Consider the following 24,019-nt stretch of genomic DNA (forward strand, 5'->3'; position numbering starts at 1 on the left):
TGTGGGAGCCGGCTCCTGTGGGAGCCGGCTATGCCGGCATTGGGCCCCGGATCAGCGGGCGTTCTTTTTCTTTTCGTCCTTGGCGGCCTTCTTTTCCTTCATGGTCTTCGCCGGCTTTTTCTTGTCGCTCTTCTTTGAATCCAAGCCCTTGCTCATAACGCCTCCTCGGTCAGGGTTGTCGCGCATGCTGCGCGCCTGGTACGAAGATTACGCCAATCCGCGGTATCGAAGCGCATCGACGAAGAGCGTCAGTGCCGACGAGGTGTGCCGCCGGTTCGGGTAGTAGAGGTGATAACCCGGAAACGGCGTGCACCAGTCCTCGAGCACGGGCATCAACTCGCCCGCCTCGATGTGCGCGGCGACCATGTCCTCCGGAACCCAGGCCAGGCCCAGACCGTCCAGCGCCGCGCGCAAGATGTGCGCCGTGCTGTTTAGCGTCAGCTGCCCGTCGACGCGAACCTTGATCTCGCGGCCATCCTTCTCGAACTCCCAGGGAAACAACGTGCCGTAGGTGGGCAGGCGGATGTTGATGCAGTTGTGCGCGGTGAGGTCCTGCGGCACCGCCGGGCGCGGACGGTGTTCGAAGTACGAGGGCGCCGCGACCACCATCATTCGAAAGTCCGGGCCGACGCGGACCGCGATCATGCCGTTACCCACCTGCTCGCCAAGACGGATACCGAAGTCGTAGCGTTCGGCAACGATGTCGACCAGTTCGTTGTTAGCCGACACCTCCACCTGGATATCCGGGTAGAGCGGCAGGAACGTCGCCAGCATCGGCTGGAGCACGGCCTCGACGGCGTGGACCGACGTGCTGATGCGGATCGATCCGGCGGGCTTCTCCCGGAACGAACTCAGGCCGGTCAGTTCCGTCTCGATGTCCTCGAACATCGGGCCGATCCGGGTGACCAGTCGTTGGCCCGCTTCCGTCGTCGACACGCTGCGCGTGGTGCGGGCGAGCAGGCGCACGCCGAGACGGCCTTCGAGTTTGCGGATGGTGTGGCTGAGGGCCGACTGGGTGGTGTCCAGTTTCGCCGCCGCCCGGGTAAAGCTCCCCTCCCTGGCCACGGCAAGAAAGGCGACGAGATCGTGGAGATCCTTACGCATGACACGTGACGCCTGCTCATGAGTGACGCATGGACTCTAGCACCGTGAAGGGTCGAGAGCCGTCAAAACGCCCGGGGGACGCAGGTGCCCTCAAGCCATCGGGCCGATTCATGAATTCTGGCTATAAGAGCAAGCCGCACGCGCTGGCTAGTCGTGCGAGGGGCTCGCCCCTAGATTGGCTACCTCAAAGAGGAAACGACATGCAGACACGCACACTGGGATCCACCGGCCTCGACGTCTCCGCCATCGGCCTCGGCTGCATGGGCCTGAGCTTCGGCTATGGCCCCGCTACCGAACGCGACGCGGCCATCGCCCTGATCCGTGCCGCCGTCGAGCGCGGCGTGACCTTCTTCGATACCGCCGAGGTCTACGGTCCGTTTACCAACGAGGAAGTCGTCGGCGAAGCGCTGGCCCCGTTCCGCGACAAGGTCGTGATCGCGACCAAGTTCGGCTTCGACGTCGGCGGCGTGCAGGGTGCGCTCAACAGCCGCCCCGAACACATCAAGACCGTCGCCGAGGCCTCGCTGAAGCGGCTGCGCACCGACGCGATCGACTTGTTCTACCAGCATCGTGTCGACCCGTCCGTGCCCATCGAGGACGTCGCCGGTGCGGTCAAGGACCTGATTGCCGAGGGCAAGGTGAAGCACTTCGGCCTGTCGGAAGCCGGGGCGCAGACGATTCGTCGCGCGCATGCCGTGCAGCCGGTGACGGCCCTGCAGAGCGAGTACTCGCTGTTCTGGCGCGAACCGGAAACGGAGATCATCCCGACCCTGGAAGAACTCGGCATCGGCTTCGTGCCGTTCAGCCCACTCGGCAAGGGCTTCCTGACCGGCAAGATCGACGCGGGCACGAGCTTCGACAGCAAGGACTTCCGCAACAGCGTGCTGCGCTTTACCGCAGAATCGCGCAAGGCCAACCAGGCGCTGGTCGATCTGCTCGGCAGCATCGCCGCCGCGAAGCACGTCACGCCGGCCCAGATCGCACTGGCGTGGTTGCTGCACCAGAAGCCGTGGATCGTACCGATTCCGGGGACGACCAAGCTGCACCGACTCGAAGAAAACCTCGGTGCCGCCGATGTCGCGCTGAGCGCCAACGAACTCCAGGACATCCATGCCTCGGTGTCGAGGATTCCGCTGCAAGGCGAGCGCTACCCCGCGCACCTGCAAGCCCTCGTCGGTCGCTGAGTTCTACCGCACTGCAGCTTGAGCGCGTCAGCCACCACGCTACACTCGGCGGATCACAGGTGTCCTGCCGCCGCACACGCAGCGGGCAGGGTGAAACGGGAAGCCGGTGCGGATCGCGAGATCCCATGCCGGCGCTGCCCCCGCAACGGTAGGCGAGAACACCCGACGACGTAACCACTGCGCGATGCGCGGGAAGGTGTCGGGGTGGTGCGGCATGCACCGCTCGCAAGCCCGGAGACCGGCCTGTGCAGGTGCCCCCAGGGGCGCCTCCTCGGGTGTTGCGGCGGGCAACCGGACGGGCTGATTCGGCGCGGCCACCCGCTGCTCCGCGTCCTCTTGTCTGCTTCGCCGCACCCCTTTCGCGGGTGAGCGTACGGAGCAGGACATGAACAAGCTGGACTCAGTGGCGACCGATGTCGCGACCGTCAAATTGCTGATCGACGGCATCTTCGTCGAATCCCGATCCACCGAATGGCGCGATGTCGTCAATCCCGCGACCCAGGCGGTCCTGGCGCGCGTGCCTTTCGCGACCACCGACGAGGTGAACGCCGCGGTCGCCGCCGCCGCGCAGGCGTTCAAGAGCTGGCGCAAGACACCGATCGGCGTACGCGCGCGCATCTTCCTTAAGTACCAGCAGCTGATTCGCGAACACATGGGCGAGCTCGCCGCCCTGCTCAGCGCCGAGCAGGGCAAGACGCTTCCCGACGCCGAAGGCGACGTCTTCCGTGGCCTGGAAGTGGTCGAGCACGCCGCCGCCATCGGCAACCTGCAGCTGGGCGAACTGGCCAACAACGTCGCCGGCGGCGTCGACACGTTCACGCTTCTGCAGCCGATCGGGGTCTGTGCCGGCATCACGCCGTTCAATTTCCCCGCCATGATTCCGCTGTGGATGTTCCCGATGGCGATCGCCACCGGCAACACCTTCGTGCTGAAGCCGTCCGAGCAGGATCCGATGGTGACGATGCGTCTGGTCGAACTGGCACTCGAAGCCGGCATCCCGAAGGGCGTGCTCAACGTGGTCCACGGCGGTGAAAACGTAGTCAATGCGATCTGCGATCACGTCGATATCAAGGCGGTCTCCTTCGTCGGCTCCACGCGCGTCGGCACTCACGTGTATCACCGGGCCTCGCAGACCGGCAAGCGCGTGCAGTGCATGATGGGCGCGAAAAATCATGCTGTCGTGTTGCCGGATGCCAACAAGGAACAGACGCTCAACGCCCTCGCCGGCGCAGCTTTCGGTGCGGCAGGCCAACGCTGCATGGCAGCGTCGACCGCAGTACTGGTCGGCGACGCACAGAACTGGATTCCCGAGCTCGTGGCCAAGGCGAAGACGCTGAAGGTGGGCGCGGGCCATGCCGCCGGCACCGATGTCGGACCGCTGATTTCCTGTGCGGCGCGCGAGCGTGTCGAGGCCTACATTGCCTCGGGTGTGGAGCAAGGTGCCACCCTCGAACTCGACGGCCGCAAGCCGGTGGTGCCCGGCTTCGAGGAAGGTAATTTCGTTGGACCGACCATCTTCTCGGGCGTGCGGCCGGGCATGCGCATCTATGACGAAGAGATCTTCGGACCCGTGCTGGTGATCCTGGCCGTCGACTCGCTCGACGAGGCGATCGACCTGGTCAACGCCAATCCAAACGGCAACGGCACGGCGGTGTTCACCCAGTCCGGCGCCGCGGCGCGACGTTTCCAGGAAGACATCGACGTGGGCCAGGTTGGCATCAACGTGCCGATTCCCGTACCGGTGCCGCTGTTCTCGTTCACCGGGTCGCGCGCGTCGAAGCTCGGCGACCTTGGCCCCTACGGCAAGCAGGTGGTCATGTTCTACACCCAGACCAAGACGGTGACGCAGCGCTGGTTCGATGACGACACGCTGCACGTCGGCGTCAACACCACCATCAGTCTCAAGTGATGGCCGCGGTCATGGATATCCCGCGGATTCCCCCACCACAGACTGACCTGAGCGACGATCAACTGGCCTTCCGCGATGCGGCGCACGCGTTCGCCCTCGCCGAGCTCGCGCCGCACGCGGCACGCTGGGATGCCGAGAGCGAGTTCCCGCGCGAGGCGATCGGCAAGGCGGGCGACCTCGGTTTCTGCGGCCTTTATGTCGACGAGCAGGCCGGCGGTACCGGACTGACACGGCTCGATGCGGCGATCGTGTTCGAGGAACTCGCCGCCATCGATCCATCGACCGCCGCCTTCATCAGCATCCACAACATGGCCACCTGGATGCTGACCGCCCATGCAACGCCGGCGGTGCGCGACATGTGGGGCCCGCTTCTCGCCAGCGGTACGAAGCTGGCGTCCTACTGCCTCACCGAGCCGGGTGCGGGCTCGGATGCCGGCGCGCTGAAGACGCGCGCCGATCGCGACGGCGACACCTACGTGCTCAGTGGCAGCAAAGCGTTCATTTCCGGCGCGGGTGCGACGGACATGCTGGTGGTGATGGCGCGTACGGCCGAGGGTGGCGCGCGAGGCATCAGCGCGTTCGCCGTGCCTGCCCACCTGCAGGGCATCGGCTATGGGCGCAACGAAGAAAAGCTCGGCTGGCACAGCCAGCCCACCCGAAGCGTCAGCTTCGACGGTGTGCGCATTCCGGCCGACCATCGGCTGGGTAGCGAGGGTGAGGGATTCAAGATCGCCATGAAGGGACTCGACGGCGGCCGCCTGAATATCGCCGCGTGTTCGCTGGGCGCCGCCCAGGGGGCGCTGGATGCGGCACGGCGCTACATGGGTGAGCGCAAGCAGTTCGGCAAGAAGCTCGGCGAGTTCCAGGCCCTGCAGTTCAAGCTGGCCGACATGGCGACGCAGCTGGTCGCGGCACGGCAGATGGTACACACGGCCGCACGCAAGCTCGACGCCGGCAGCAGCGACGCCACCGTGTGGTGTGCGATGGCCAAGCGCTTCGCCACGGACGCCGGCTTCGCCATCTGCAACGACGCCCTGCAGATCCACGGTGGCTACGGCTATATCCGTGAATACCCCATCGAACGCCTGCTGCGTGATTCCCGCGTGCACCAGATCCTCGAGGGCACCAATGAAATCATGCGCGTTATCATCGCGCGTCACCTGCTCAATACCGAAGAGGAACTGCGATGAGCGACACCGCGACGCGCTATACCGGGCTTACGCTGGAGATCGACGGCCACGTGGCCGTCGTCACGCTCTCCAGCGCGCCAGCCAACGCCTGGACTCGCGACAGCCTGGTCGCCCTGCGGACCCTCGTCCACGACCTCGATGCCAACCGCGAGATCTATGCCCTGGTGATCACGGGCGAGGGCGAGAAGTTCTTTTCGGCCGGCGCCGACCTCAAGCAGTTCGCCGACGGCGACAAGGCCGTGGCCCGTGAAGCGGCACGTCGCTTCGGTGAGGCGTTCGAAGCGCTCTCCGCGTTCCGGGGCGTGAGCATCGCGGCGATCAACGGCTATGCCATGGGTGGCGGCCTCGAGTGCGCCCTGGCCTGCGACCTGCGCATCGCCGAGGAGCAGGCGCAGATGGCCTTGCCCGAAGCCGGCGTGGGCCTGCTGCCCTGCGCAGGCGGCACGCAGAACCTCGCTCGTCTGGTCGGCGAAGGCTGGGCCAAGCGGATGATCCTGCTCGGCGAGCGGGTGGATGCAGCGACCGCGCAGCGCATCGGGCTGGTCGAAGACGTGGTACCGAAGGGCGAATCGCGTGCTCGCGCGATCGCCTGGGCACTTCAGGCCGGCAAGCAGAGCCCGACCAGTGTCGCGGCCTGCAAGCGCCTGGTCCAGGCCACGCGCACGCAGAGCCACGCCACGGCCCTGGTCAGCGAGCGCGAAGCCTTCGTCGACCTGTTCGATAGCCAGGACCAGAAAGAAGGTGTGCTGGCCTTTCTCGAGAAGCGCGCGCCGACGTGGAAGAACGCATGAGCGACACGACTCTCCCGCCGCCGCCCGAAGCACCGGTCCTGTTCGAGGAACGCGTCGCCGACAACGGCAAGCGCATCGGCATCGCGACACTCAACGCCGCGAAGACGCTCAACGGCCTTTCGCTGGAGATGGCACGACTCCTCGACGAGCGGCTGCGCGCGTGGGCCAGCGACGACGCCGTCGCCATGGTGGTGTTGCAAGGCGCGGGCGAGAAGGCATTCTGCGCAGGTGGCGATCTGCACAGCCTGTATCGGTCCATGCGCGACTACCAGGCAAGCGGCAGCACCGACGTGCGCGACAACACGTATGCCAGCGACTTCTTTTCGGTCGAGTACCGGCTCGACTACCTGATCCATACGTTCCCGAAACCCGTCCTCTGCTGGGGTCATGGCATCGTCATGGGCGGCGGCATCGGCCTGATGGCGGGCGCGAGCCATCGCGTGGTCACCGAACGCTCGCGGCTCGCCTTCCCGGAGATCACCATCGGACTCTATCCGGACGTGGGCGGGAGCTTCCTGCTTCATCGCGTACCGGCGCACGCGGGTGTCTTCCTCGCGCTGACCGGCGCACCACTGACCAGCGGCGACGCCATCCATGCCGGTCTCGCCGATGTGCAGCTTCCGGCAGACCGTCGTGACGATCTCGATGCCGCGCTGTTGCTCGCCGCATGGACGGATGACCGGCACGCGAACGCCGACCTGCTCACGAAGGTGTTGGAGGGCTTCGCGGTGCCGGCTACGCCGGGTCCGCTGCAGGGTCATCGTGGCGCGATCGAGGCCGCCTGTGCCCACGACGATCTCGACACTGTACTGGCGGCTATCCAGGCCATGCCGGGCGACGATCCCTGGCTGGTCACGGCACGACAGACGCTGGAGGCGGGCGCACCGGGGTCGGCACGACTGGCGTTCGCGCTGCAACAGCGCGTCGCGTCTCTTTCGCTGGCGGACACCTTCCGCCTGGAATATGTCGTTTCCCTGCACTGCGCGGCCTACGGCGATTTCGCCGAAGGCATCCGTGCGTTGCTGATCGACAAGGACCGCACGCCGCGCTGGCGTCCGGCCACCCTGACCAACGCCACGCAGGCCTGGGTCGAGCCCTTCTTCGTCGAACCCTGGAGCGCGGGCGGACATCCGCTGCGCGACCTGGGTAACGACACCGCACCGAGGACGGAACGATGAGTCGCATCGCTTTCATCGGCCTGGGCAACATGGGCGGCCCGATGGCCGCCAACCTGCTCAAGGCCGGGCACACGCTGCATGTTTTCGATCTTTCCGCCGATGCGGTGGCGCAAGCCGTCACCCACGGCGCCACGGCCGCGAACACGGCGATCGACGCCGTGCAAGATGCGGAGGTCGTGATTTCCATGCTGCCGGCGAGCCGCCACGTCGAAGGGCTGTACCTCGGCGACGCCGGGCTACTCCGGCACATCGCCGAAGGCGCACTGGTGATCGACTGCAGCACGATCGCCCCGGCATCCGCGCAGAAGGTGGCTCGCGCCGCTGGCGAGCGTGGCCTCGCGATGATCGATGCGCCCGTGTCCGGCGGCACGGCCGGGGCAGCAGCCGGCACCCTCACCTTCATCGTCGGCGGTGAGGGCGATGCGCTGGAGCGTGCACGACCGTTGTTGGCCAGCATGGGCAAGAACATCTTCCATGTCGGCGCCAACGGCGCGGGCCAGGTGGCCAAGCTGTGCAACAACATGGCGCTCGGCGTCATCATGGCGGTGACCGGCGAAGCGATCGCACTCGGTGCGGCGCATGGTCTGGATCCGACCGTGCTGTCGCAGATGATGGCCGTGAGCACCGCGCGCAGCTGGGCCACCGAAGTCTGCAACCCCTGGCCGGGCGTGCTCGAGAACGCGCCCGCCTCGCGGGGTTACACCGGCGGCTTCGGCAACGACCTCATGCTCAAAGACCTCGGGCTCGCCGCCGAAGCGGCGATGGGTGTGGGCGCATCGATTCCGCTGGGCGAACTCGCACGCAATCTCTATGCGATGAACAGCCAGGCCGGCAACGGCGGCCTGGACTTCTCCAGTGTCGTGAAACTCGTGGCGAAGACGCCTTAGGTGGTGGCGAATGAGCCGATTAGCGGATATATTCGGCTCATTCCGTGAGCCGAATAGCTCCTTCATTCGGCTCACCCGGCCCGAGAAAGGCGAGATGACCGACCCCCGATGGATCTGGCAACACGCTGACTGGCCTGCCTTTCACTGGCAGGGAGACCGTGTGCCCGCCCTTTTGCGGGCCTGCCAGTTGGCCCAGGGGCGCCTCCTGGGTGCCGTCGGGTCGGCCGGTGCCGAGGCCGGACTCGAAACAGAGCTGGATGCGCTGCTGCAGAACATCATCACGTCATCGGCCATCGAGGGTGAGCAACTCAACGCGGGCTCGGTGCGCTCGTCGCTGGCACGCCGCCTCGGCATCGAGAGCGACGCGGACGGACGCAGCACGCCGCGCAGCGAAGGCCTGGCCGAACTGATGCTGGACGCGACCCAGCATTACAGGCAACCACTAAATCTCGAACGGCTGTTTCAGTGGCACCACTTGCTGTTCCCTGCCCGGGAGTCACTGCTTCCCGTACGAATCCGCGTAGGAGAACTTCGAGGTGACGAGCCGATGCAGGTCGTCTCCGGTCGACTCGATAGGCCGACCGTTCACTTCGAAGCACCGCCACGTGACGGCCTCGAGACGCAGGTCGACGCATTCCTTAGGTGGTTCGAATCCAGCGTGCATACGTCGACACTGGACCCGCTCCTGCGTGCCGCCGTCGCGCATTTCTGGTTCGTCACATTGCATCCCTTCGACGACGGCAACGGGCGCCTGACACGCGCGATCACCGATCTGGCACTGGCCCAGGCCGAACATCAGGCGATCCGCTTTTATACGATGTCGGCCAGCATCCTTGCCGATCGTGCGGGCTACTATCGCGTGCTCGAGCACTGTCAGAAAGGCGATCTCGATATCACGGCATGGGTGCTGTGGTTCCTGCAGACCTTGCTCGATAGCCTGCAGCAGGCGCTGTTGCGTATCGAGCGCGTGCTCGGCAAGGCGCGTTTCTGGCGCGAGCATGGCGACCACGTGCTATCCGCGGAACAGCGCAAGGTGATCAACCGGCTGCTCGACGGTGGCGAACGTGGTTTCGACGGTGGCATCAACGCCTCGCAATACCAGGCCGTAGCCAAGGTCTCGAAGGCCACGGCCACGCGTCATCTGGGCGACCTCATGGACAAGGGCCTCCTGCGCAAACTGCCCGGTGGTGGCCGGAGCACGCGCTATGTCGTCGACTGGCCCATGCAGGCCACACGGTGACGATCCGACGTTCTGCGGGAACACCGCGCATGGCTAGCTTCGGATCGGCCGTCCGTCTCTGGCTCGGCATGCTGATCGTCGGCGCCATCGCCCTGCTGGCATCCATCCTGCTGGGCGGAGGCGACTCGACCATCGCGGCGTCATGGCAGGGCCTGGTCTCGTCGGCAGACACGCCGATGCATTCGATCATCTGGGAGCTGCGCCTTCCGCGCTCCATCGCGGCCTACGGCGTGGGCGGCCTGCTGGCGATGTCGGGCTGCCTGATGCAGATCCTGGTGCGCAATCCCCTGGCCGATCCCTACACCCTCGGCCTTTCCGGCGGCGCCTCGGTCGGCGCCCTGGGTGCCATGTTGGGAGGGTTGGGGGCGGTACTGACGGCCGCGGGCGCGGCATCGGGCGCACTGCTCGCTTGCGTCGCGGTCTTCGTGCTCGGTCATCGTGACCTGCTTTCGCGGCAACGTGCGGCACAACGTGAGGACTCCACCGACCTGATCCTGATCGGCGTCATGCTGGCCTCAGGCTTCGGTGCCATCGTCAGCATGATGCTGGTGCTGGCCCCGGACAAGAATCTTCGCGGCATGCTGTTCTGGATGATGGGCGACCTCAGCGGCGTGGCCAATCCGTGGCTGCCCGTGATCAGTCTCCTGTTCGGCGTACTGTGCGTCGTACCGCTTGGGCGACAGCTGAACCTGCTCGGTCGCGGTGAAGAATCCGCCAGTGCGCTCGGCGTCCGCCCCAACGTCGTGAAGTCCGCCATCTTCGTCATCGCTTCGCTGGCGACCGCCGTGGCCGTGACCACGGCAGGCACGGTGGGCTTCGTCGGACTGGTGGTGCCGCATGCCTTGCGCCGGGTGATCGGCAACGACCAGCGCGTCCTCATCCCGGCATGCGCGATCGGTGGCGGCATCGTCGTGGTCGTCGCCGACGCCATATCGCGCATCGTGGCCGATCCCATCCAGTTACCGGTGGGCGCGGTCATGGCGGTGATCGGTGTCCCCACCTTCATGTTCCTGCTGGTGAAACGCCGATGAGCAGCGTCCTCGCCACCGAGGCGGTCAGCCTCTCCGTACGCGAACGCCTGCTGGTGCAGCAGTTGAGCATGCGCGTCGATCCGGGGCAGGTCTGGTGTGTGCTGGGCCCCAACGGCGCCGGCAAGTCGACCCTGCTACGCACGCTGGCCGGCTTGCGCGAGCCCGACCAGGGCCGCGTGACCCTGGGTGAGCGCGACATACGATCGTATCGGCCCATCGAACTCGCCCGCTTGCGGGGCTTCCTGCCGCAATCCATCGTCGACGCCTTCAGCCTCACGGTCATGGAAGCGGTGATCGCCGCGCGTCATCCGCGCCTTCCGTTCTGGGCATGGGGCGATGAAGACCTCGAACCCGCGCGGAACGCCTTGCGGACCTTCGAACTCGAGGCACTCGCCGAACGCGACGTCACCACGCTGTCCGGCGGCGAACGGCAGCGGGTGAACATCGCCGCGTTGTTCACCCAGGACGTCGACGTGATGCTCCTCGACGAACCCCTGTCATCGCTGGACCTGCATCACCAGATGAAGACCTTGCACGAGTTGCTGCTGACGGCGGAGCGCGAGAACAAATCCGTCGTCTACACCGTGCATGACATCAACCTCGCGTTCCAGCATGCGACGCATGCCGTACTGCTGGACGGCAGCGGCGGCGCACTCGCCGGCCTCAAGGACGAGGTGATCACCAGCGAGCATCTGTCTGCCGCTTTCCACCACCCCATCCACGGCGTGACTCTCGACGGCGAACGATTTTTCCGCGCCGGACGCCTTAACGGAATTTCCCCATGATTCGCCGCCTCGCCCTGCTCGCTTTCTTCATCACCGGCGCCGCCAGCGCCGACGTCACGGTGACCGACGACGCGGGTCGGGCTGTCGCGCTGAAAGCCCCGGCGCGACGCATCGTCAGCCTGGCACCGAACATCACCGATGCGCTCTTCGCCGCTGGTGCTGGTGCTTACGTGGTGGGCACGTCGCGTTTCAGCGACTACCCGGCCGAAGCGAAGAAGGTGGCCATCGTCGGCGACGCCACGATGATCGACCTGGAACGCATTGTCGGGCTCAAACCGGACGTCATCGTCGTCTGGCGCAGCGGGACACCGGCAGCGCAAGTGGAAAAGTTGAGCCGGCTCGGCATCCCGATTTTCTACTCGGAGACGACGCGGCTCGCCGATGTCGCGCCCGCCACACGCCGCTTCGGGACGCTGGCCGGCACGCAGGACGAAGCGAACAGGAACGCCGCCGCGTTCGACGCGTCGCTGGCGAAGCTTCGTGGCGAGTACGCGGGCAAGGCGCGCCTGAAGGTGTTCTACCAGATTTGGGACCGCCCCCTGATGACCATCGGGCACGCGCAGATCATCGATGACGCCCTCGACCTCTGCGGTGGCGACAATATCTTCGCCGACCTCTCGCAAGCCGCTCCCACCGTGACGCGGGAGGCCGTACTGGCGCGCAACCCCGATGTCATCGTCAGCGGCGATGGCGGCCACGATGCCCTGGCGAGCTGGCGGCAAAGCGGCTTCCTGAGCGCCGTGAAGCACGACAACGTCTTCACCATCGACGCACCGACGCTTGCCCTGCCCTCGCCCTCGATCCTCGGCAGCGTCGACCTGCTCTGTCATCGGCTGGACGACGCCCGGCGCCGAAGCCAGCGCTGACCCCGGTCGCGGAAGCCGCGCGGCCTTGCGGTCATCGTCACGTCCGCGTTTCTAGAATCCTGCCGACGCGCCTTTGCGGACCGGTTCCGATGACCCAGATCACCCCATCCTTGCCCCATGACGACAGCGATCTTTCCTGGCTGGACGGGGGAGGCGAAGCTGGCGCGCTGATTCGTGCGTTCGATTGGACGCACACGCCGTTGGGACCCCTCGGCGCCTGGCCGCAGAGCCTTCGCACCATCACCAGCATGCTGCTGCTATCGCCGATTCCCATCGTGCTGCTTTGGGGTCCCCAGGGCCGCATGATTTACAACGATGCCTACTCCGTTTTCGCCGGCGGCCGACATCCGCATCTCCTCGGGTCCGAGGTGCGTAAAGGCTGGGCCGAGATCGCGGACTTCAACGATAACGTGATGCGCGTCTGCCTGGCCGGCGGAACCCTGGCCTACAAGGATCAGCAGCTCACGCTCGAGCGACACGGCAAGTCCGAGCCGGTATTCATGAACCTGGACTACTCGCCCGTCCTCGATGAAAGCGGCACGCCCGGCGGCGTTATCGCCTTCGTCGTGGAGACCACCGATCGCGTCCGCGCAGAAGAGAACGTCCGCGAAGGCGAGCGTCGCTTTCGCGAACATCTCGAGGCGATGGTGGCCGAGCGCACGGTCGCGCTCGAGCGTAGTGAGGCCAACCTGCGCACGATTTTCGAGACGTCCCATCTGTATCAGTACCTGCTCTCGCCCGACGGCGGCGTCCTCTACGCGAACGCCACCGCACTGGCCGGCATCGAAGCCACACTGGATGACGTGATCGGCCTGCCGTTCTGGCTCACGCCGTGGTTCGACGGCACACCAGGCATGCCCCAGGCCGTCGAAGCGGCAACGCGACGCGCCAGCACCGGCCGGAGCGAGGACATGAGCATGGCCTTGAACCTGCCGACGGGCGTGCGCTCGTTCGACTTCTCGATGCGTCCCGTGATGAACGAGGCAGGCGATATCGTCGCCATGGTTCCCGAAGCCGTCGAGAAGACAGCCCGCATCCAGGCCGAACAGGCGCTGCTTCAGGTGCAAAAAATGGAAGCGCTCGGCAATCTCACGGGTGGGATCGCGCACGACTTCAACAACCTGCTGATGGCCGTGCAAGGCAGTCTCGAGCTGCTGCGTGAGAGCATGCCGGAGCAACCACGGCTGACGCGCCTGGTGGCCAATGCCATCGCCGGCGCCGAGCGCGGCAGCGCACTGACACGCCGCATGCTCGCCTTCGCGCGGCGTCAGGACCTGACGACCGAGCGCATCGATCTGCGTCGTCTCGTCGAGGACATGACCGAACTGCTGCGCCGTTCACTCGGACCGACGATCGCCCTGGAGACGTACTTCGGCGCGCGCGTTCCGCCCATCCAGGCGGACGCCAACCAACTGGAGACCGCGCTGCTCAATCTCGCGGTCAACGCGCGCGATGCGATGGACGGTGCGGGTCGGCTCGTGATCGCCACGGACGAAGCCTGGGTGCAGAACGGCCATGCGTCGCTTGCGCCAGGTCGCTATGTTCGCCTCTCCGTCTCCGATTCGGGTGCGGGCATGGACGACGCCATGCTCAAGCGGGCGATCGAACCCTTCTTCACGACCAAGGGCGTCGGCAAAGGGACGGGCCTCGGCTTGTCCATGGTGCATGGACTGTCCGAGCAACTCGGTGGCGCGCTGATTCTGCGCAGTCGCGTGGACGAAGGCACGACGGCCGAGATCTGGTTGCCTGCGGCTCCGGAACATGCGGGCACCGCCCCAGGCGAACCGCGACACGAACCGGTAATGGCGCGCTGTGCACCCGAATCGACCCTCAGCATCCTCATGGTGGACGACGACGACCTCGTTCGCACCACCACGGTCGACATGCTGGAAGCGCTCGGTTACCAGGTCATCCCCGCACGATCGGGCTACGAAGCGCTGCAGGTGCTCGAAGCAACATGCGTGGATCTCGTCATCACCGATCACGCGATGCCGCAGATGACCGGTACCCAGCTCGCCGAGCGCATACGCGAGCGCTGGCCGGACCTGCCGATGATCATGGCGACCGGGTACGCCGACCTTCCCGCCGGCCCCCAGATCGAGATACCGCGCTTGGCCAAGCCGTACTCCCAGGCCACCTTGGCCGACGCCGTGCAACGCGTGGTGTCGCGATCACGCTGACCGTGCAGGGAAAGCCTCAGGGCTTCCTGGCGGTCGCACCCGGCGGTAAGCGATAGCGCTGATTGCTGTACGCCCAGCTCGGCCACAGCGCATGCGCCAGCGCCTCCTTCTCCAGCGTGGGGTCGACCGGCTGAAGGTCGAGCTTCTCGCCGTCGATCAGGTAGTGGTACTGCGTGGCCGGCTGGTTCGGTCGAAGCACGATGAGGCGATCATTCTTGAGATAACCGTAGTTGTCGCCGTACTGCATGATCGCGCGGTCCGGGTAGCGCTGGGTCAGGTCGGCGCCGAGCATCGGGTGCTCGCTGCTGATGCCGATGAGCGACAGCAGGGTCGGCGCGAGATCGATCTGGCTGACGATGTGATCGTCCTTCTTCACCGGCACGCCGGCGCCGAGGATCAGCGCAGGAATGTGGAAGTGCGTGACGGGCACGAGGTTGGCGCCGAACACGCGCGCATCGTGATCGGCGACGATCAGGAATACCGTGTGGTTCCAGTACGGCGACTGCTTGGCACGCTCGAAGAACCGGCCGATGGACCAATCCGCATAGCGCACCGCGTTCGCATTGCTGGCAGGCTCGCCCTCGGGCTTGATCCGGCCCGCCGGGTATTCCCACGGTGTGTGGTTCGATACCGAGAAGGCCACGGTGAGGGTCGGCTTGTCGCCGTCGTCGAGCAGGCGCTGGTGCAGTTCGTTGAACATGTCCTCGTCGGACGCGCCCCAGGAACCGATGAAGGCCGGCTTGGTCTTGAAGCTCGCGCTGTCGACCACTTCGTTGAAGCCGTTGCCGAAGAAGAACGAACGCATGTTGTCGAAGTGCGCCTCACCGCCGTAGAGAAAGCGCGTGTGGTAGCCGAAGGTATCGAGCAGGGCGCCGAGCGTGAAGAAATCGCGCTGGCTGCGCGGCAGCTTGAGCACGGCCTCAGCCGGCGTCGGCATAAACCCCGTGGTGACCGCTTCCAGGCCACGCGCCGAGCGCGTACCCGTGGCGTAGGTGCGGGTCAGCCACCAGCCTTCGTTGGAAAGCTTGTCCAGCTCGGGCGTGTAGCCATCCCCGCCGAGGCTGCCGACGAACTGCGCGCCCAGGCTTTCTTCGAGGATGATGACGAGGTTGAGCGGCTTGCCGCCCTGGCGCGTCGCCTGCTGGCGATGCAGGCTCGGATACGTCGCATCCAGCGGCGGCCCTTCCAGACCGGCCGCCTGGCGCACGATCGACTGCATCTCGTCATCGGGGAGCTTGCCGTACACCGCGGAAGCGGAACGCTCGTTACCCAACGCGAGTGCCGCGTTGAGCACGTTGTAGAGGGAGTTCAGCGGCAGCGTGTTGACCATGGCGTCGTTGGTGAAGGCCACCTGCGAGGCGTTGAGCGGGCGATGCTGCAAGGTGCCGCGACCGGCCAGGAAGAGCACGGCGAAGAGCACGACGCTGGCAACGGGACGCATCCATCCCCGCAGCGGTGCGCGATCCGGCCGGCGCGTCGGCAACAGCCGGAAACCCACCCAGCCGATCAACGCGAAGACCACGAGGCCGGCCGCGACGGAGAGCTTGTAGCCGTTCCACAGCATGGAGGCCACTTCGTGCGGACTGGTCAGGTACTCGAAATACAGGCGATTGGGACGCGTGTCGTATTCGACGATGAACTGCGGCGTGGAGACTTCCAGCAGGACGAAGGCCAGCCACCAGAAGCGCAGCCACCAGGCCGCGATGCGAGTAGGCCACGCGCGGTGACCCAGCCAGGGCGACAGCAGGGCGGGCAGCGCGGCGATCATCGCGATAAGCGAGAGGTCGATACGCCAGCCCCCGGTCAGCACCGGCCAGAGACCACCGCCATCGTGAACACGCGACCATTGCCACAGGGACAGGCCGACGCGGGAAAGCGTCAGGAAGACGAGGGCGGCAACGATGAAACGCCAGGTGAGCTTGCGCACGTTGGAGTATCCGGTATCAAGGGGCGGTAACGACCCGAAGACTTTACACTGTGCGCCCCTGGAACGACTTACGGCAGCCTTTCAGGCGCCGCACGAGGATCGACGATGTTCAGACTGGCCGACGCCAAGCCGATCGCCAACGGCCACATCCGCGAGGTGTACCAGCACCCGGATGACCCCGACCTGCTGATCAAGGTGATCACCAGCGCGTCGATCGAGGAACGCTGGAACCAGGCGCCATGGTACCGCCGCATCGCGCGAAGTGGGCCGTACAAGGACTTCGTGCGCGAGTTCAAGGAATACGTCACGAGCATCTACGTCGGCGCTTACGCCACCTCGCCACTTGCTCGCATCGTCGGTCTGGAGATGACCGATATCGGCATGGGCCAGATCGTCGAGAAAGTGCGCCGGCCCGATGGTCAGCTCGCGCCGACCCTGCATGCCTGGGTCCAGGCCGAGGGTTTCAGCGAGAAAACCCGCCTCGAACTCGAGGAATTCTACGCACGTCTTCTAAGCCACAACGTGATCGCCGCGGACCTGCATGCATGGAATGTGGTGTACGGCGAGGACTCGCGCGGCGGTCCCCGGCTGGTGATGATCGACGGCTTTGGCGAGAAGAACATCGTGCCGCACTGCTCGATGAATCGCGCGCATAACGCGTCGCGCACGAAGAAGAAATACGAGCGGATGCTCAAGCGGACGATGGCCGAGGCGCCGAAGCGGTAGAGCGATCGCCGATGAATCGGCTCCTGCGGTAGAGCGGGCCGTCGCTCTTGGTAGGAGCCGATTCATCGGCGATGCCCTTACTCGGCAACAGGGGCAGCAGATAACGCCTCCGGCACACACCCCACCCGACTCCCGTCCCCCGGCAACAGCGCCGAGCGCACGCGATTGGCGATCCCCACGTCGACGACCTTCTCGCGAATCACGCAGCTGTCCAGTGCGTCCTCGTTGAGCAGGATCCAGCGGTGGGCAGGGTCGGCACGCTGCCAGGCGCGGGCATCGGCCATCTGCAATGCGGCGTCGCGGACGAAGCCGAATTCGACCACCGGGCGGCGCGCCTGGTAGAGCACTTCCTCGCGCCATGAGACCAGCGCGAGCTGGCCCTCGGGGCCGATGCGCGCGTCGGCCTCGCTCATCAGCTGGGCGGCGGACTGGTTGGCATTGAGCAATGGGTAGGTCGCGACCGGCCAGACGATCCATGCGAGGCCAACGCCGAGCATGAGCGCAAGGGCGCCGCGTCGCGGACGGCACACTGCGGCCGCCACCATGAAGGCGATCCCGGCCGCGATGACGCACAACCACAGCGCCCGGCCGTTATCGGGCAATTCGTAGCCAGCAGCGATGCGGCGTGCCGCGGCCGGCGCGCCCATCCAGGCCCATGCGCCTACGCCGACGAAGACCGCGCCGGTGACCAGCGTGATCGCGAAGGCCAGCCTCGGCATCCAGCGCGTTTTCAGCAGGTCGCCGATATAGGGCGCCATGGCCAGCGCCAGCATGGGCAAACCCGGCACGATATAGATCGCGCGCTTGCCGCTGGGGAGGGAAAAGAACACCAGGATCAGCACGAACCACACCAGCGGCATCCATACACGGGGTTCGCGCAGGCGAAGCGCCTCGCGCCAGCGCGGGACGAGAAACGGAATCAGCAGCCAGGTGGGCAGCCACAGGCGCAGGATCACCAGCAGGAAAAACCACGGGTCTTCCTCGTGCATCCATGAATTGGCATAGCGGTCGGCGGTCTGGTGAAACAGGATGTCCTGCACGTAGGCCAGGTACTCGGGCGTACGCAACCCGTAGGCGGTGATCAGCATCGGCGCCAGCCAGAGGGCGATCGCCAGCAGGAAGGCCAGGGCGCCACCGGCCCAGCGCCAGCCGTCGCCCTGGGTCCGGGTGAGGCCGGGCCACTGGCGAACGCGCATCACGGCATAAGGGATCAGCATGAGCAAGGCGATGACGCCGACCCCCTTGGTGATCACGCCCAGGCCGGCAGCGAAGCAGCCGAGCCAGTACATCTTCCAGTCGGGACCGCGCAGGCAATGCAGCAGCAGGCCGGTATTGGCCAGGGTGATCCAGAACAACGAAAGGGGATCGATCTGGCCGTGCTTGACCATGTCGACGAAGGCCATCGTCGTCAGCACGATCGCCGCGGCGTAGAGACCGACCCGCGGGTGCCACAGCCGCCGGCCGAGATGGGCGACCAGGGCCAGCGTGCCCAGCCCGGAGAACAGGGACGTCAGCAGGAAGGCGCCGCGCCAGCCACCCGTGAGCCACATCCAGACCGCCTCGGTCCACATGAGCAGGGGCGGCTTGTCGGCGTAGAGTTCCATGCCGCGGTGGGGAAACAGCCACTGGCCGGATTCGAGCATCTGCCGGGCGACCAGTGCGAAACGCGGTTCATCCGGCGGCCAGGGGTCTCGCATGCCGATACCGGCCGCGAGCACCACGAGGGCGAAGAGCATGAACCAGCCGAACGCGCGGCGAAGGTTTCGTTCGTCGGGGGAGATCATCGAATCGCGGGGAAAGCCAGGTCGGAAGCCATCCTAGCCGCCGCGGCTGACAACTCCCTTACACGGGGCGGGGGGGCCTGCCGGTCATTCCCATTTCAATTTTCCGCTGCTGGGACGTCTAGGGTGTTCGCCGGTGCGGAAATCGGCGCTCGTTCTGCCCGTACGGGCGTCGATTTCCCACCGTGCGAACCTATAGTGAATCCTTTCCAGCCCCATGAACGCGGTCACACACACCATGGATCCCTCCGAGGCGGCGGGCGCGCCAGCGGGCGGTAAACGTGCCGCGCAGGTGGTTGCCCTCTTCCGTGAACACAATGCGGCACTTGTGGCGTTCCTTCGTGCACGCCTGAATTCGCTCGCCGATGCCCAGGAGGTAGCACAAGAGGTTTATCTCAAGCTGCTCTCGCTGGACGAGGCGACCCGGATCGACTCGCCCCGCGCCTTCCTGTTCCGTGCCGCCTCCAACCTCGCCGTGGACCGCCTGCGCATGCGTAACGTGCGCGCCCTGGCACCGGCGGATCCGGACAGCGACGACTGGCACGTCACCCCGATTCCCGAACAGCACGCGTCGGCGGTCGAGCAATGGCAGGGCCTCCGCCAGTCCCTCGACGAACTGCCACCCAAGACCAGCCGGGCCTTCGTCATGCATGTGGTCGACGGACGCGACTTCGCCACGATCGCCCGGGACATGAAACTGAGTGAGCGCATGGTCCGATACCACGTGGCCAACGCCCTTGCACACTGCCGCGAACGCCGCGATCGCGCGGAGAATCCCCAATGAGCACCGCATCCATCGGTCATCGCCATATCGACAACACCGCTGCGGACTGGTGGTCGCGCCTGCGTGACCCCGCCCTGCCCGAACAGGCCATGCTGCAGTGGAGCGAATGGCTCGAAGCCGATCCGCGCCATGCGGTGGCTTTCGATCGGGCCTGCGCCCTGGCGGAGAGCGCGGCAGCCATGGATGGCGCCACGCGTGAGGCCTTCGTGGCGCGCTACGCGCCGCTGGCCGTGCGCCGGTCACCACCGCGGCTCGCGCTCGGCCTGGCCGCTGGCGTGGCCCTGGTCATGCTCGGCGCGGGCCTGTTCCTGGCCATGCGCCACTCAGGCCCGGAATCCCCGCGACAGTACGCCAGCGAGCGGGCGGGGCACCGCGACGTCGCCCTGCCCGATGGTTCGAGCATCGAACTGGGCGGCGCGACCCTGATCACCGCGAGGTACGGTCGCGACGAACGGGCCGTCGATCTCGAAGCCGGGGAAGCCTTTTTCCGCGTCGCGCACGCTGAACGGCCCTTCGTCGTGACGGCCGGCCCCCTGCGCATCCGCGACCTGGGTACCGCGTTCAACGTCCGCCGGACGGGCAACCGTGTCACCGTGGCGGTCACGGAAGGCCGGGTGCGCGTGTCGCCGTCCGCCACCGACGGCGATGCCGCCACCGTGGAACTCGGTGCCGGCCGTGAAGTTTCGTTCGATCCCGAGACCCAGGCCATGCGCATCCTCGACGTGACGCCGGCCTCGGCGACGGCGTGGCGCAGCCATCGACTGGAGTTCGTCAACGAGCCGCTGGCCTCGGTCGTCGAGAACGTGAATCGCTACAGCGCGCGGCCGATCCGGCTAGCCGACGCCGACCTGGGCCGGCTGACGTTTACCGGCACCGTCGAGGTCGATACCATCGACAGTTGGGTGTCCGCGTTGCCGCGGGTGTTCCCGGTCCGGGTAGACAGCTACGCCGACCGGTTGGAGCTGGCTCGCCAGACATCGATGACGCGGAGTCAGAAGCCGCGCTGAAACTCATCCTTTGGGACGGCAGATCTTGCAGTACTCGCTTCGCGGGCGCCGGCGCGCACTCACCGGCGCTCTCGCGCTTGCGTGGGCGGTCCATGTCGCCTGCGCCGCGGACGCTCCGGCCGAGGGTTCCGCGAACGTCGTCATCCCGTTCGACATTGCTCCGCAGCCCCTGGCGACCGCGCTGCTGGCCTGGGGCAAGCAGAGCAACGTCCAGGTACTGACGGCCTCGGGAACGATCGCCAACTGGCGGTCGTCCGGCGCCAGTGGCGTGCTCACGCCGAACGCGGCACTGGATGAACTGCTCGCCGGTACCGACCTCGAGAGCGAGGCGTACGACGCGCGCACCGTGGTCGTGCGCCAACGGCAGAAGACCGGTAACGCGACGCCGCTGCCGCTCGATCCCTCCGTCGCCTTCGATCCGGGCAGCGTCGTGCCGCTCGCCACCGTGGACGTCCAGGGCCTGGTCCAGGACAACGGCTTCAAGGCCGATACCACGCGCACGGTGACGCGCACGGAAGCGCGCCTGGCTGACGTTCCGCAATCAGTCACCGTCGTCACCCGCGATGTGATCGAAGCACAGCAGGCCCTGGATATCGGCGACGTGGCGCGTTACGTCGCCGGCGTGCAGTACGTGGACGGCTACGGCGGCTCGCCGATCTTCCTGATTCGTGGCTTCGATGCCGGGCACGGCATGACCGACGGCATGCCCAACGGTATCGCTCGCACGGAAGACCTCCCCCCTTTGATCGGCATCGAGCGGGTGGAAGTCCTCCGTGGCCCCGAGGCGATCCTCGGTGACGCGTCGCAGAACAATAATTTCGGCGGTTCGATCAACGTCGTGATGAAGCGGCCACAGGCCGAGACCGTACGCACGATCGACTACTCGGTCGGCAAGTACGACGGTGCACGGCTCGGTGTCGACCTGGCTGGCAGCGCCTCGAAAGACGGATCGCTCACCTACCGCGTCGTCGCCTCGGGCCAGCGTGGTGAAAAAACGCCGCAAGGTGACGGCGGCGGGCGCGGCGCCTATGTCGCCCCCTCGCTGGCCTGGCAGGGCGACCGCACGCGTGTGATGGGTGGCGTGGAATTCGTCGACAACCGCGTGCCCGGCCCGGAACACACGGTGCTGCTCGGTCCATCGCTGTCTGCGGCGTCGCCGACGCGCTCGGTGCCCGGCAGCCCGGGCGATATCTCCACCTACCGGACGGTGCGCGGCGTGTTCGAAGTCGATCACGATTTCGCCGACGACTGGGCATGGCACAGCCGCGGGCAGTATGTACGCCAGCACAGCAACGGCAGCAGCTGGTCGTATCTTTCCTCGACGCCGTTCACCGCCTTCGGGAGCGGGGCGTCGGCCGTGGCGAGGACTTTTCGCTACTCCGGCACGTACTGGACCTGGCAGAACGACCTCACACGAACCTTCCGCACGGGTGACGTCACCCACACCGTGCTGATCGGCGTGGACCTCGCCCGTACCCACGCCGGCGACAGCGGTGGTGGCAGCATCACCGAGGGAACGTCGGTCGACGAGGCCGACCGCAGTGCCGTGATCGTCACCCGGCCGCTGGCTTACGACCTGCGCACCGGAAGCACCGTGTCGGCGAAATACAACGCCCTGGTCACGCCGGTGAATACCACCGTGCAAACCCTGGGTGGTTCCTGGCAGACGAATTCAGGCGTCTACTTCCAGGACCAGATCTCCCTGGGCGATCGCTGGAACATTCTCGCTGCCCTGCGCCGCACCCGCTACGAACTCGATACCCGGTGGTCCGACGGCTCACCGCGAAAGGTCCGCAAGGAGCGGTGGGTGCCCAAGCTCGGCGTGGTCTACAAGCTGACGCACGACGTATCGCTCTATGCGGACACGTCCACCGGCTTCCAGCCGGATCCGGCGCTCGGCAAGGATGGCCAGCCCTTGCCAGTCGCGACATCACGCCAGCTGGAAGTGGGCACGAAGGTCGATCTCTTCGATCAGCGGGCACGCCTGACCGTCGCGGCCTATCGCATCCGCGTCGATCACAGCGTGGACCTGGTGTCGCCGGAGCCGCCCTTCTTCGCCACGCCGGGCCCCGGACAGACCAATCGCGGCCTCGAGCTCGAGTTTACCGGGCGCATCGCGCCCGGTTTAGATCTGCTCGCCAGCCTGACCGAGTCACGCATTCGCAATCACGACGACACCCGCCCCACCGGCGCACCGAAACACCAGGCGGCGACGTGGGCCAGCTATCGCTTCGGCGATGGTTCGATGAAACCCTGGGGCGTCGCCGCCGGCATCGTCGCGCGCAGCCGCAGCGAGGGCCGCACGACGAACGATGGGCAGTATTTCGGCATCCCCGGGCAGGCGAGTGTCGAGACCAACGTATCGCGTTACGGCGAGAACTGGCGCGTCACCCTGGGCGTGAAGAATCTCTTCTCGCGCACGCTGTACGCCGTGAACTTCGACGAGACCTTCGTCCCCATACGGCAAGGTCGCGTGGTCCTGCTCACCGGCACCTACGACTTCTAGGCGGCCGCGCGCGCGAACGACTTCAACGTCACTTCGCAGGCCTCGCGGCGGAAGGCATCGCGCTCCGCACGTCCACTGGATAAGCCCAGGCAGGGAATCTCGTAGCAGCCGCCCTCTCCTGGCGTGCCACCGTGGCGCCGCCAGAACCGGTCGTACGACGCCGTGGTGACGCCGGCCCGACGGTCGAGCGGATGCGCGCTGCGCGATACACCGCGCACCCGGTCGATCCCGTAATAGGTCGCCAGCGCCCGCACCACGGCCAGCAGCAGGTCACGCGGGCGCAGCCCGGCCGTGGCACGCGTGAAGCGCGCGATGGCACCACGACCCAGGTACGCCCACGACCCGCGCATCGCACCGACGATGACGCCCTCCACGCCGCCGAACGTGATGGCGCAGGACGAGATCACTTCCTTGTCGGCATTGAGCAGGTACAGTCCCATCTCGCCGGTGGCTTCGCTCTCCGGCGCACGTGCATGGAGATACGCTATCTCGCCACCACCGAGGGGAAGCGTGGCGAGACGGACGTCGTGACCCCGGAGCAGGCGATTGCGCAGGCGTTCGGGAAACTCGCGGGCGATGAAGCGATAGTGCGACTCGACGACCCGCGCGCGCATGGGCAGGTCGAACTTGCGGGAGAGGTAATGGGTCTGCCAGCGCTCGTAGACCCGGGGATTCATCTCAGCCGCATCGCGCATGGCTCGCGACGCGCCCACCAGGCCAAGCCAAGTGGCCTGGCGACGGAAGGCGACCAGGCTGCGTAGCAGGTAAGGCAGCCTTCGTTCCCGCACCGCCCCCTGCCGTCGCAACGTCGCACGCCGGCGGGCATGATCGAGAAGAAGCGCCAGCGAACCTCGTGCCGGCCGGACGGGTGCCCAGCCAAGCTTGGCGTCGGGGACCGTGATGGGATCGGGGTAGTGCGGATGCATACCCTAAAGACGTTCGA

At 66.4% G+C, this 24,019-nt stretch carries 20 protein-coding genes and 1 riboswitch; of the genes, 15 read left to right on the top strand and 5 right to left on the bottom strand.

The features are described from left to right. Positions 1-51: 51 nt before the first annotated feature. Entirely contained in the window at positions 52-186 is a 135-nt protein-coding gene (locus BJI69_RS23010) for a hypothetical protein (RefSeq protein WP_280136177.1), read from the bottom strand. A gap of 21 nt (positions 187-207) precedes the next feature. Then, on the bottom strand, positions 208-1,104 hold the full coding sequence (locus BJI69_RS06260) for a LysR family transcriptional regulator (protein WP_046965701.1): 897 nt from the start codon (positions 1,102-1,104) through the stop codon (positions 208-210). A 200-nt stretch (positions 1,105-1,304) separates the two neighbouring features. Here BJI69_RS06260 and BJI69_RS06265 point away from each other — a divergent pair, with 200 nt between their 5' ends. The 11 genes from BJI69_RS06265 (at position 1,305) to BJI69_RS06315 (ending at position 14,345) form a co-directional block, all read left to right on the top strand. Further along, positions 1,305-2,288: an aldo/keto reductase gene (locus tag BJI69_RS06265; protein WP_046965702.1), complete on the top strand. Its 984-nt coding sequence runs from the start codon at positions 1,305-1,307 to the stop codon at positions 2,286-2,288. A 40-nt stretch (positions 2,289-2,328) separates the two neighbouring features. After that, positions 2,329-2,549: riboswitch (cobalamin riboswitch) on the top strand. A 124-nt stretch (positions 2,550-2,673) separates the two neighbouring features. After that, positions 2,674-4,197, top strand: coding sequence for a CoA-acylating methylmalonate-semialdehyde dehydrogenase (locus BJI69_RS06270; protein WP_046965703.1), 1,524 nt, complete (start codon positions 2,674-2,676; stop codon positions 4,195-4,197). 11 nt (positions 4,198-4,208) lie between these two features. After that, positions 4,209-5,387, top strand: a complete 1,179-nt coding sequence (locus BJI69_RS06275; RefSeq protein ID WP_046965804.1) for an acyl-CoA dehydrogenase family protein — start codon at positions 4,209-4,211, stop codon at positions 5,385-5,387. Then, a complete protein-coding gene (locus tag BJI69_RS06280; RefSeq protein WP_046965704.1) occupies positions 5,384-6,178 on the top strand; it encodes an enoyl-CoA hydratase in 795 nt (264 codons plus the stop codon). Before BJI69_RS06275 ends, BJI69_RS06280 begins: the two co-directional genes overlap by 4 nt. Continuing rightward, positions 6,175-7,356, top strand: coding sequence for an enoyl-CoA hydratase/isomerase family protein (locus tag BJI69_RS06285; RefSeq protein ID WP_046965705.1), 1,182 nt, complete (start codon positions 6,175-6,177; stop codon positions 7,354-7,356). The genes BJI69_RS06280 and BJI69_RS06285 overlap by 4 nt, the downstream gene beginning before the upstream one ends. Then, positions 7,353-8,243 (top strand): 3-hydroxyisobutyrate dehydrogenase, encoded by an 891-nt coding sequence (gene mmsB, locus BJI69_RS06290; RefSeq protein ID WP_046965706.1) that lies wholly within the window; start codon positions 7,353-7,355, stop codon positions 8,241-8,243. The genes BJI69_RS06285 and mmsB overlap by 4 nt, the downstream gene beginning before the upstream one ends. Before the next feature lie 160 nt (positions 8,244-8,403). Beyond that, positions 8,404-9,483: a Fic family protein gene (locus BJI69_RS06295; protein ID WP_244465180.1), complete on the top strand. Its 1,080-nt coding sequence runs from the start codon at positions 8,404-8,406 to the stop codon at positions 9,481-9,483. A 29-nt stretch (positions 9,484-9,512) separates the two neighbouring features. Continuing rightward, positions 9,513-10,514 (top strand): FecCD family ABC transporter permease, encoded by a 1,002-nt coding sequence (locus tag BJI69_RS06300; protein ID WP_046965708.1) that lies wholly within the window; start codon positions 9,513-9,515, stop codon positions 10,512-10,514. Continuing rightward, a complete protein-coding gene (locus tag BJI69_RS06305; RefSeq protein WP_046965709.1) occupies positions 10,511-11,299 on the top strand; it encodes an ABC transporter ATP-binding protein in 789 nt (262 codons plus the stop codon). Before BJI69_RS06300 ends, BJI69_RS06305 begins: the two co-directional genes overlap by 4 nt. Next, complete coding sequence (locus BJI69_RS06310; protein WP_046981143.1) at positions 11,296-12,165, top strand: cobalamin-binding protein; 870 nt, start codon at positions 11,296-11,298, stop codon at positions 12,163-12,165. Before BJI69_RS06305 ends, BJI69_RS06310 begins: the two co-directional genes overlap by 4 nt. 89 nt (positions 12,166-12,254) lie before the next feature. Continuing rightward, positions 12,255-14,345, top strand: a complete 2,091-nt coding sequence (locus tag BJI69_RS06315) for an ATP-binding protein (RefSeq protein ID WP_046965711.1) — start codon at positions 12,255-12,257, stop codon at positions 14,343-14,345. Positions 14,346-14,361: 16 nt separating this feature from the next. Here BJI69_RS06315 and BJI69_RS06320 read toward each other — a convergent pair whose 3' ends face one another. Next, positions 14,362-16,272 (bottom strand): LTA synthase family protein, encoded by a 1,911-nt coding sequence (locus BJI69_RS06320; RefSeq protein WP_046965712.1) that lies wholly within the window; start codon positions 16,270-16,272, stop codon positions 14,362-14,364. Between the two features lie 105 nt (positions 16,273-16,377). Between BJI69_RS06320 and BJI69_RS06325 the strand changes: the two genes are divergently transcribed. Then, on the top strand, positions 16,378-16,998 hold the full coding sequence (locus BJI69_RS06325; RefSeq protein WP_046965713.1) for a YrbL family protein: 621 nt from the start codon (positions 16,378-16,380) through the stop codon (positions 16,996-16,998). Between the two features lie 77 nt (positions 16,999-17,075). On the opposite strand, the gene BJI69_RS06330 is transcribed toward BJI69_RS06325, so the two are convergent. Further along, positions 17,076-18,782 carry an ArnT family glycosyltransferase gene (locus BJI69_RS06330; protein ID WP_046965714.1) on the bottom strand — a complete coding sequence of 569 codons (1,707 nt, stop codon included), beginning with the start codon at positions 18,780-18,782 and terminating at the stop codon, positions 17,076-17,078. Between the two features lie 235 nt (positions 18,783-19,017). On the opposite strand from BJI69_RS06330, the gene BJI69_RS06335 reads away from it, so the two are divergent. The 3 genes from BJI69_RS06335 to BJI69_RS06345 are packed head-to-tail and all read left to right on the top strand — an operon-like array spanning position 19,018 to position 23,076. After that, the gene (locus BJI69_RS06335; RefSeq protein WP_125903178.1) at positions 19,018-19,563 is read left to right on the top strand and encodes an RNA polymerase sigma factor; all 546 of its coding nucleotides are present in this window, start codon (positions 19,018-19,020) and stop codon (positions 19,561-19,563) included. Then, on the top strand, positions 19,560-20,570 hold the full coding sequence (locus tag BJI69_RS06340; RefSeq protein WP_046965716.1) for a FecR family protein: 1,011 nt from the start codon (positions 19,560-19,562) through the stop codon (positions 20,568-20,570). Before BJI69_RS06335 ends, BJI69_RS06340 begins: the two co-directional genes overlap by 4 nt. 25 nt (positions 20,571-20,595) lie before the next feature. Further along, positions 20,596-23,076, top strand: coding sequence for a TonB-dependent siderophore receptor (locus tag BJI69_RS06345; RefSeq protein WP_046965805.1), 2,481 nt, complete (start codon positions 20,596-20,598; stop codon positions 23,074-23,076). On the opposite strand, the gene BJI69_RS06350 is transcribed toward BJI69_RS06345, so the two are convergent. After that, on the bottom strand, positions 23,073-24,002 hold the full coding sequence (locus tag BJI69_RS06350) for a DUF535 family protein (RefSeq protein ID WP_052766976.1): 930 nt from the start codon (positions 24,000-24,002) through the stop codon (positions 23,073-23,075). The two genes, BJI69_RS06345 and BJI69_RS06350, sit on opposite strands and share 4 nt — an antisense overlap. Positions 24,003-24,019 lie beyond the last annotated feature (17 nt).

This window comes from Luteibacter rhizovicinus DSM 16549 (assembly GCF_001887595.1).
In the GTDB taxonomy this organism is placed as follows: Bacteria; Pseudomonadota; Gammaproteobacteria; order Xanthomonadales; family Rhodanobacteraceae; genus Luteibacter; species Luteibacter rhizovicinus.

What these genes read in the sequence shown, in the direction of transcription:
- BJI69_RS23010 (WP_280136177.1), bottom strand. Translation starts at nt 186, where the DNA reads ATGCGCGACAACCCTGACCGAGGAGGCGTTATGAGCAAGGGCTTGGAT.
- BJI69_RS06260 (WP_046965701.1), bottom strand. Translation starts at nt 1,104, where the DNA reads ATGCGTAAGGATCTCCACGATCTCGTCGCCTTTCTTGCCGTGGCCAGG.
- BJI69_RS06265 (WP_046965702.1), top strand. Translation starts at nt 1,305, where the DNA reads ATGCAGACACGCACACTGGGATCCACCGGCCTCGACGTCTCCGCCATC.
- BJI69_RS06270 (WP_046965703.1), top strand. Translation starts at nt 2,674, where the DNA reads ATGAACAAGCTGGACTCAGTGGCGACCGATGTCGCGACCGTCAAATTG.
- BJI69_RS06275 (WP_046965804.1), top strand. Translation starts at nt 4,209, where the DNA reads ATGGATATCCCGCGGATTCCCCCACCACAGACTGACCTGAGCGACGAT.
- BJI69_RS06280 (WP_046965704.1), top strand. Translation starts at nt 5,384, where the DNA reads ATGAGCGACACCGCGACGCGCTATACCGGGCTTACGCTGGAGATCGAC.
- BJI69_RS06285 (WP_046965705.1), top strand. Translation starts at nt 6,175, where the DNA reads ATGAGCGACACGACTCTCCCGCCGCCGCCCGAAGCACCGGTCCTGTTC.
- mmsB (WP_046965706.1), top strand. Translation starts at nt 7,353, where the DNA reads ATGAGTCGCATCGCTTTCATCGGCCTGGGCAACATGGGCGGCCCGATG.
- BJI69_RS06300 (WP_046965708.1), top strand. Translation starts at nt 9,513, where the DNA reads ATGGCTAGCTTCGGATCGGCCGTCCGTCTCTGGCTCGGCATGCTGATC.
- BJI69_RS06305 (WP_046965709.1), top strand. Translation starts at nt 10,511, where the DNA reads ATGAGCAGCGTCCTCGCCACCGAGGCGGTCAGCCTCTCCGTACGCGAA.
- BJI69_RS06310 (WP_046981143.1), top strand. Translation starts at nt 11,296, where the DNA reads ATGATTCGCCGCCTCGCCCTGCTCGCTTTCTTCATCACCGGCGCCGCC.
- BJI69_RS06315 (WP_046965711.1), top strand. Translation starts at nt 12,255, where the DNA reads ATGACCCAGATCACCCCATCCTTGCCCCATGACGACAGCGATCTTTCC.
- BJI69_RS06325 (WP_046965713.1), top strand. Translation starts at nt 16,378, where the DNA reads ATGTTCAGACTGGCCGACGCCAAGCCGATCGCCAACGGCCACATCCGC.
- BJI69_RS06330 (WP_046965714.1), bottom strand. Translation starts at nt 18,782, where the DNA reads ATGATCTCCCCCGACGAACGAAACCTTCGCCGCGCGTTCGGCTGGTTC.
- BJI69_RS06335 (WP_125903178.1), top strand. Translation starts at nt 19,018, where the DNA reads ATGGATCCCTCCGAGGCGGCGGGCGCGCCAGCGGGCGGTAAACGTGCC.
- BJI69_RS06340 (WP_046965716.1), top strand. Translation starts at nt 19,560, where the DNA reads ATGAGCACCGCATCCATCGGTCATCGCCATATCGACAACACCGCTGCG.
- BJI69_RS06350 (WP_052766976.1), bottom strand. Translation starts at nt 24,002, where the DNA reads ATGCATCCGCACTACCCCGATCCCATCACGGTCCCCGACGCCAAGCTT.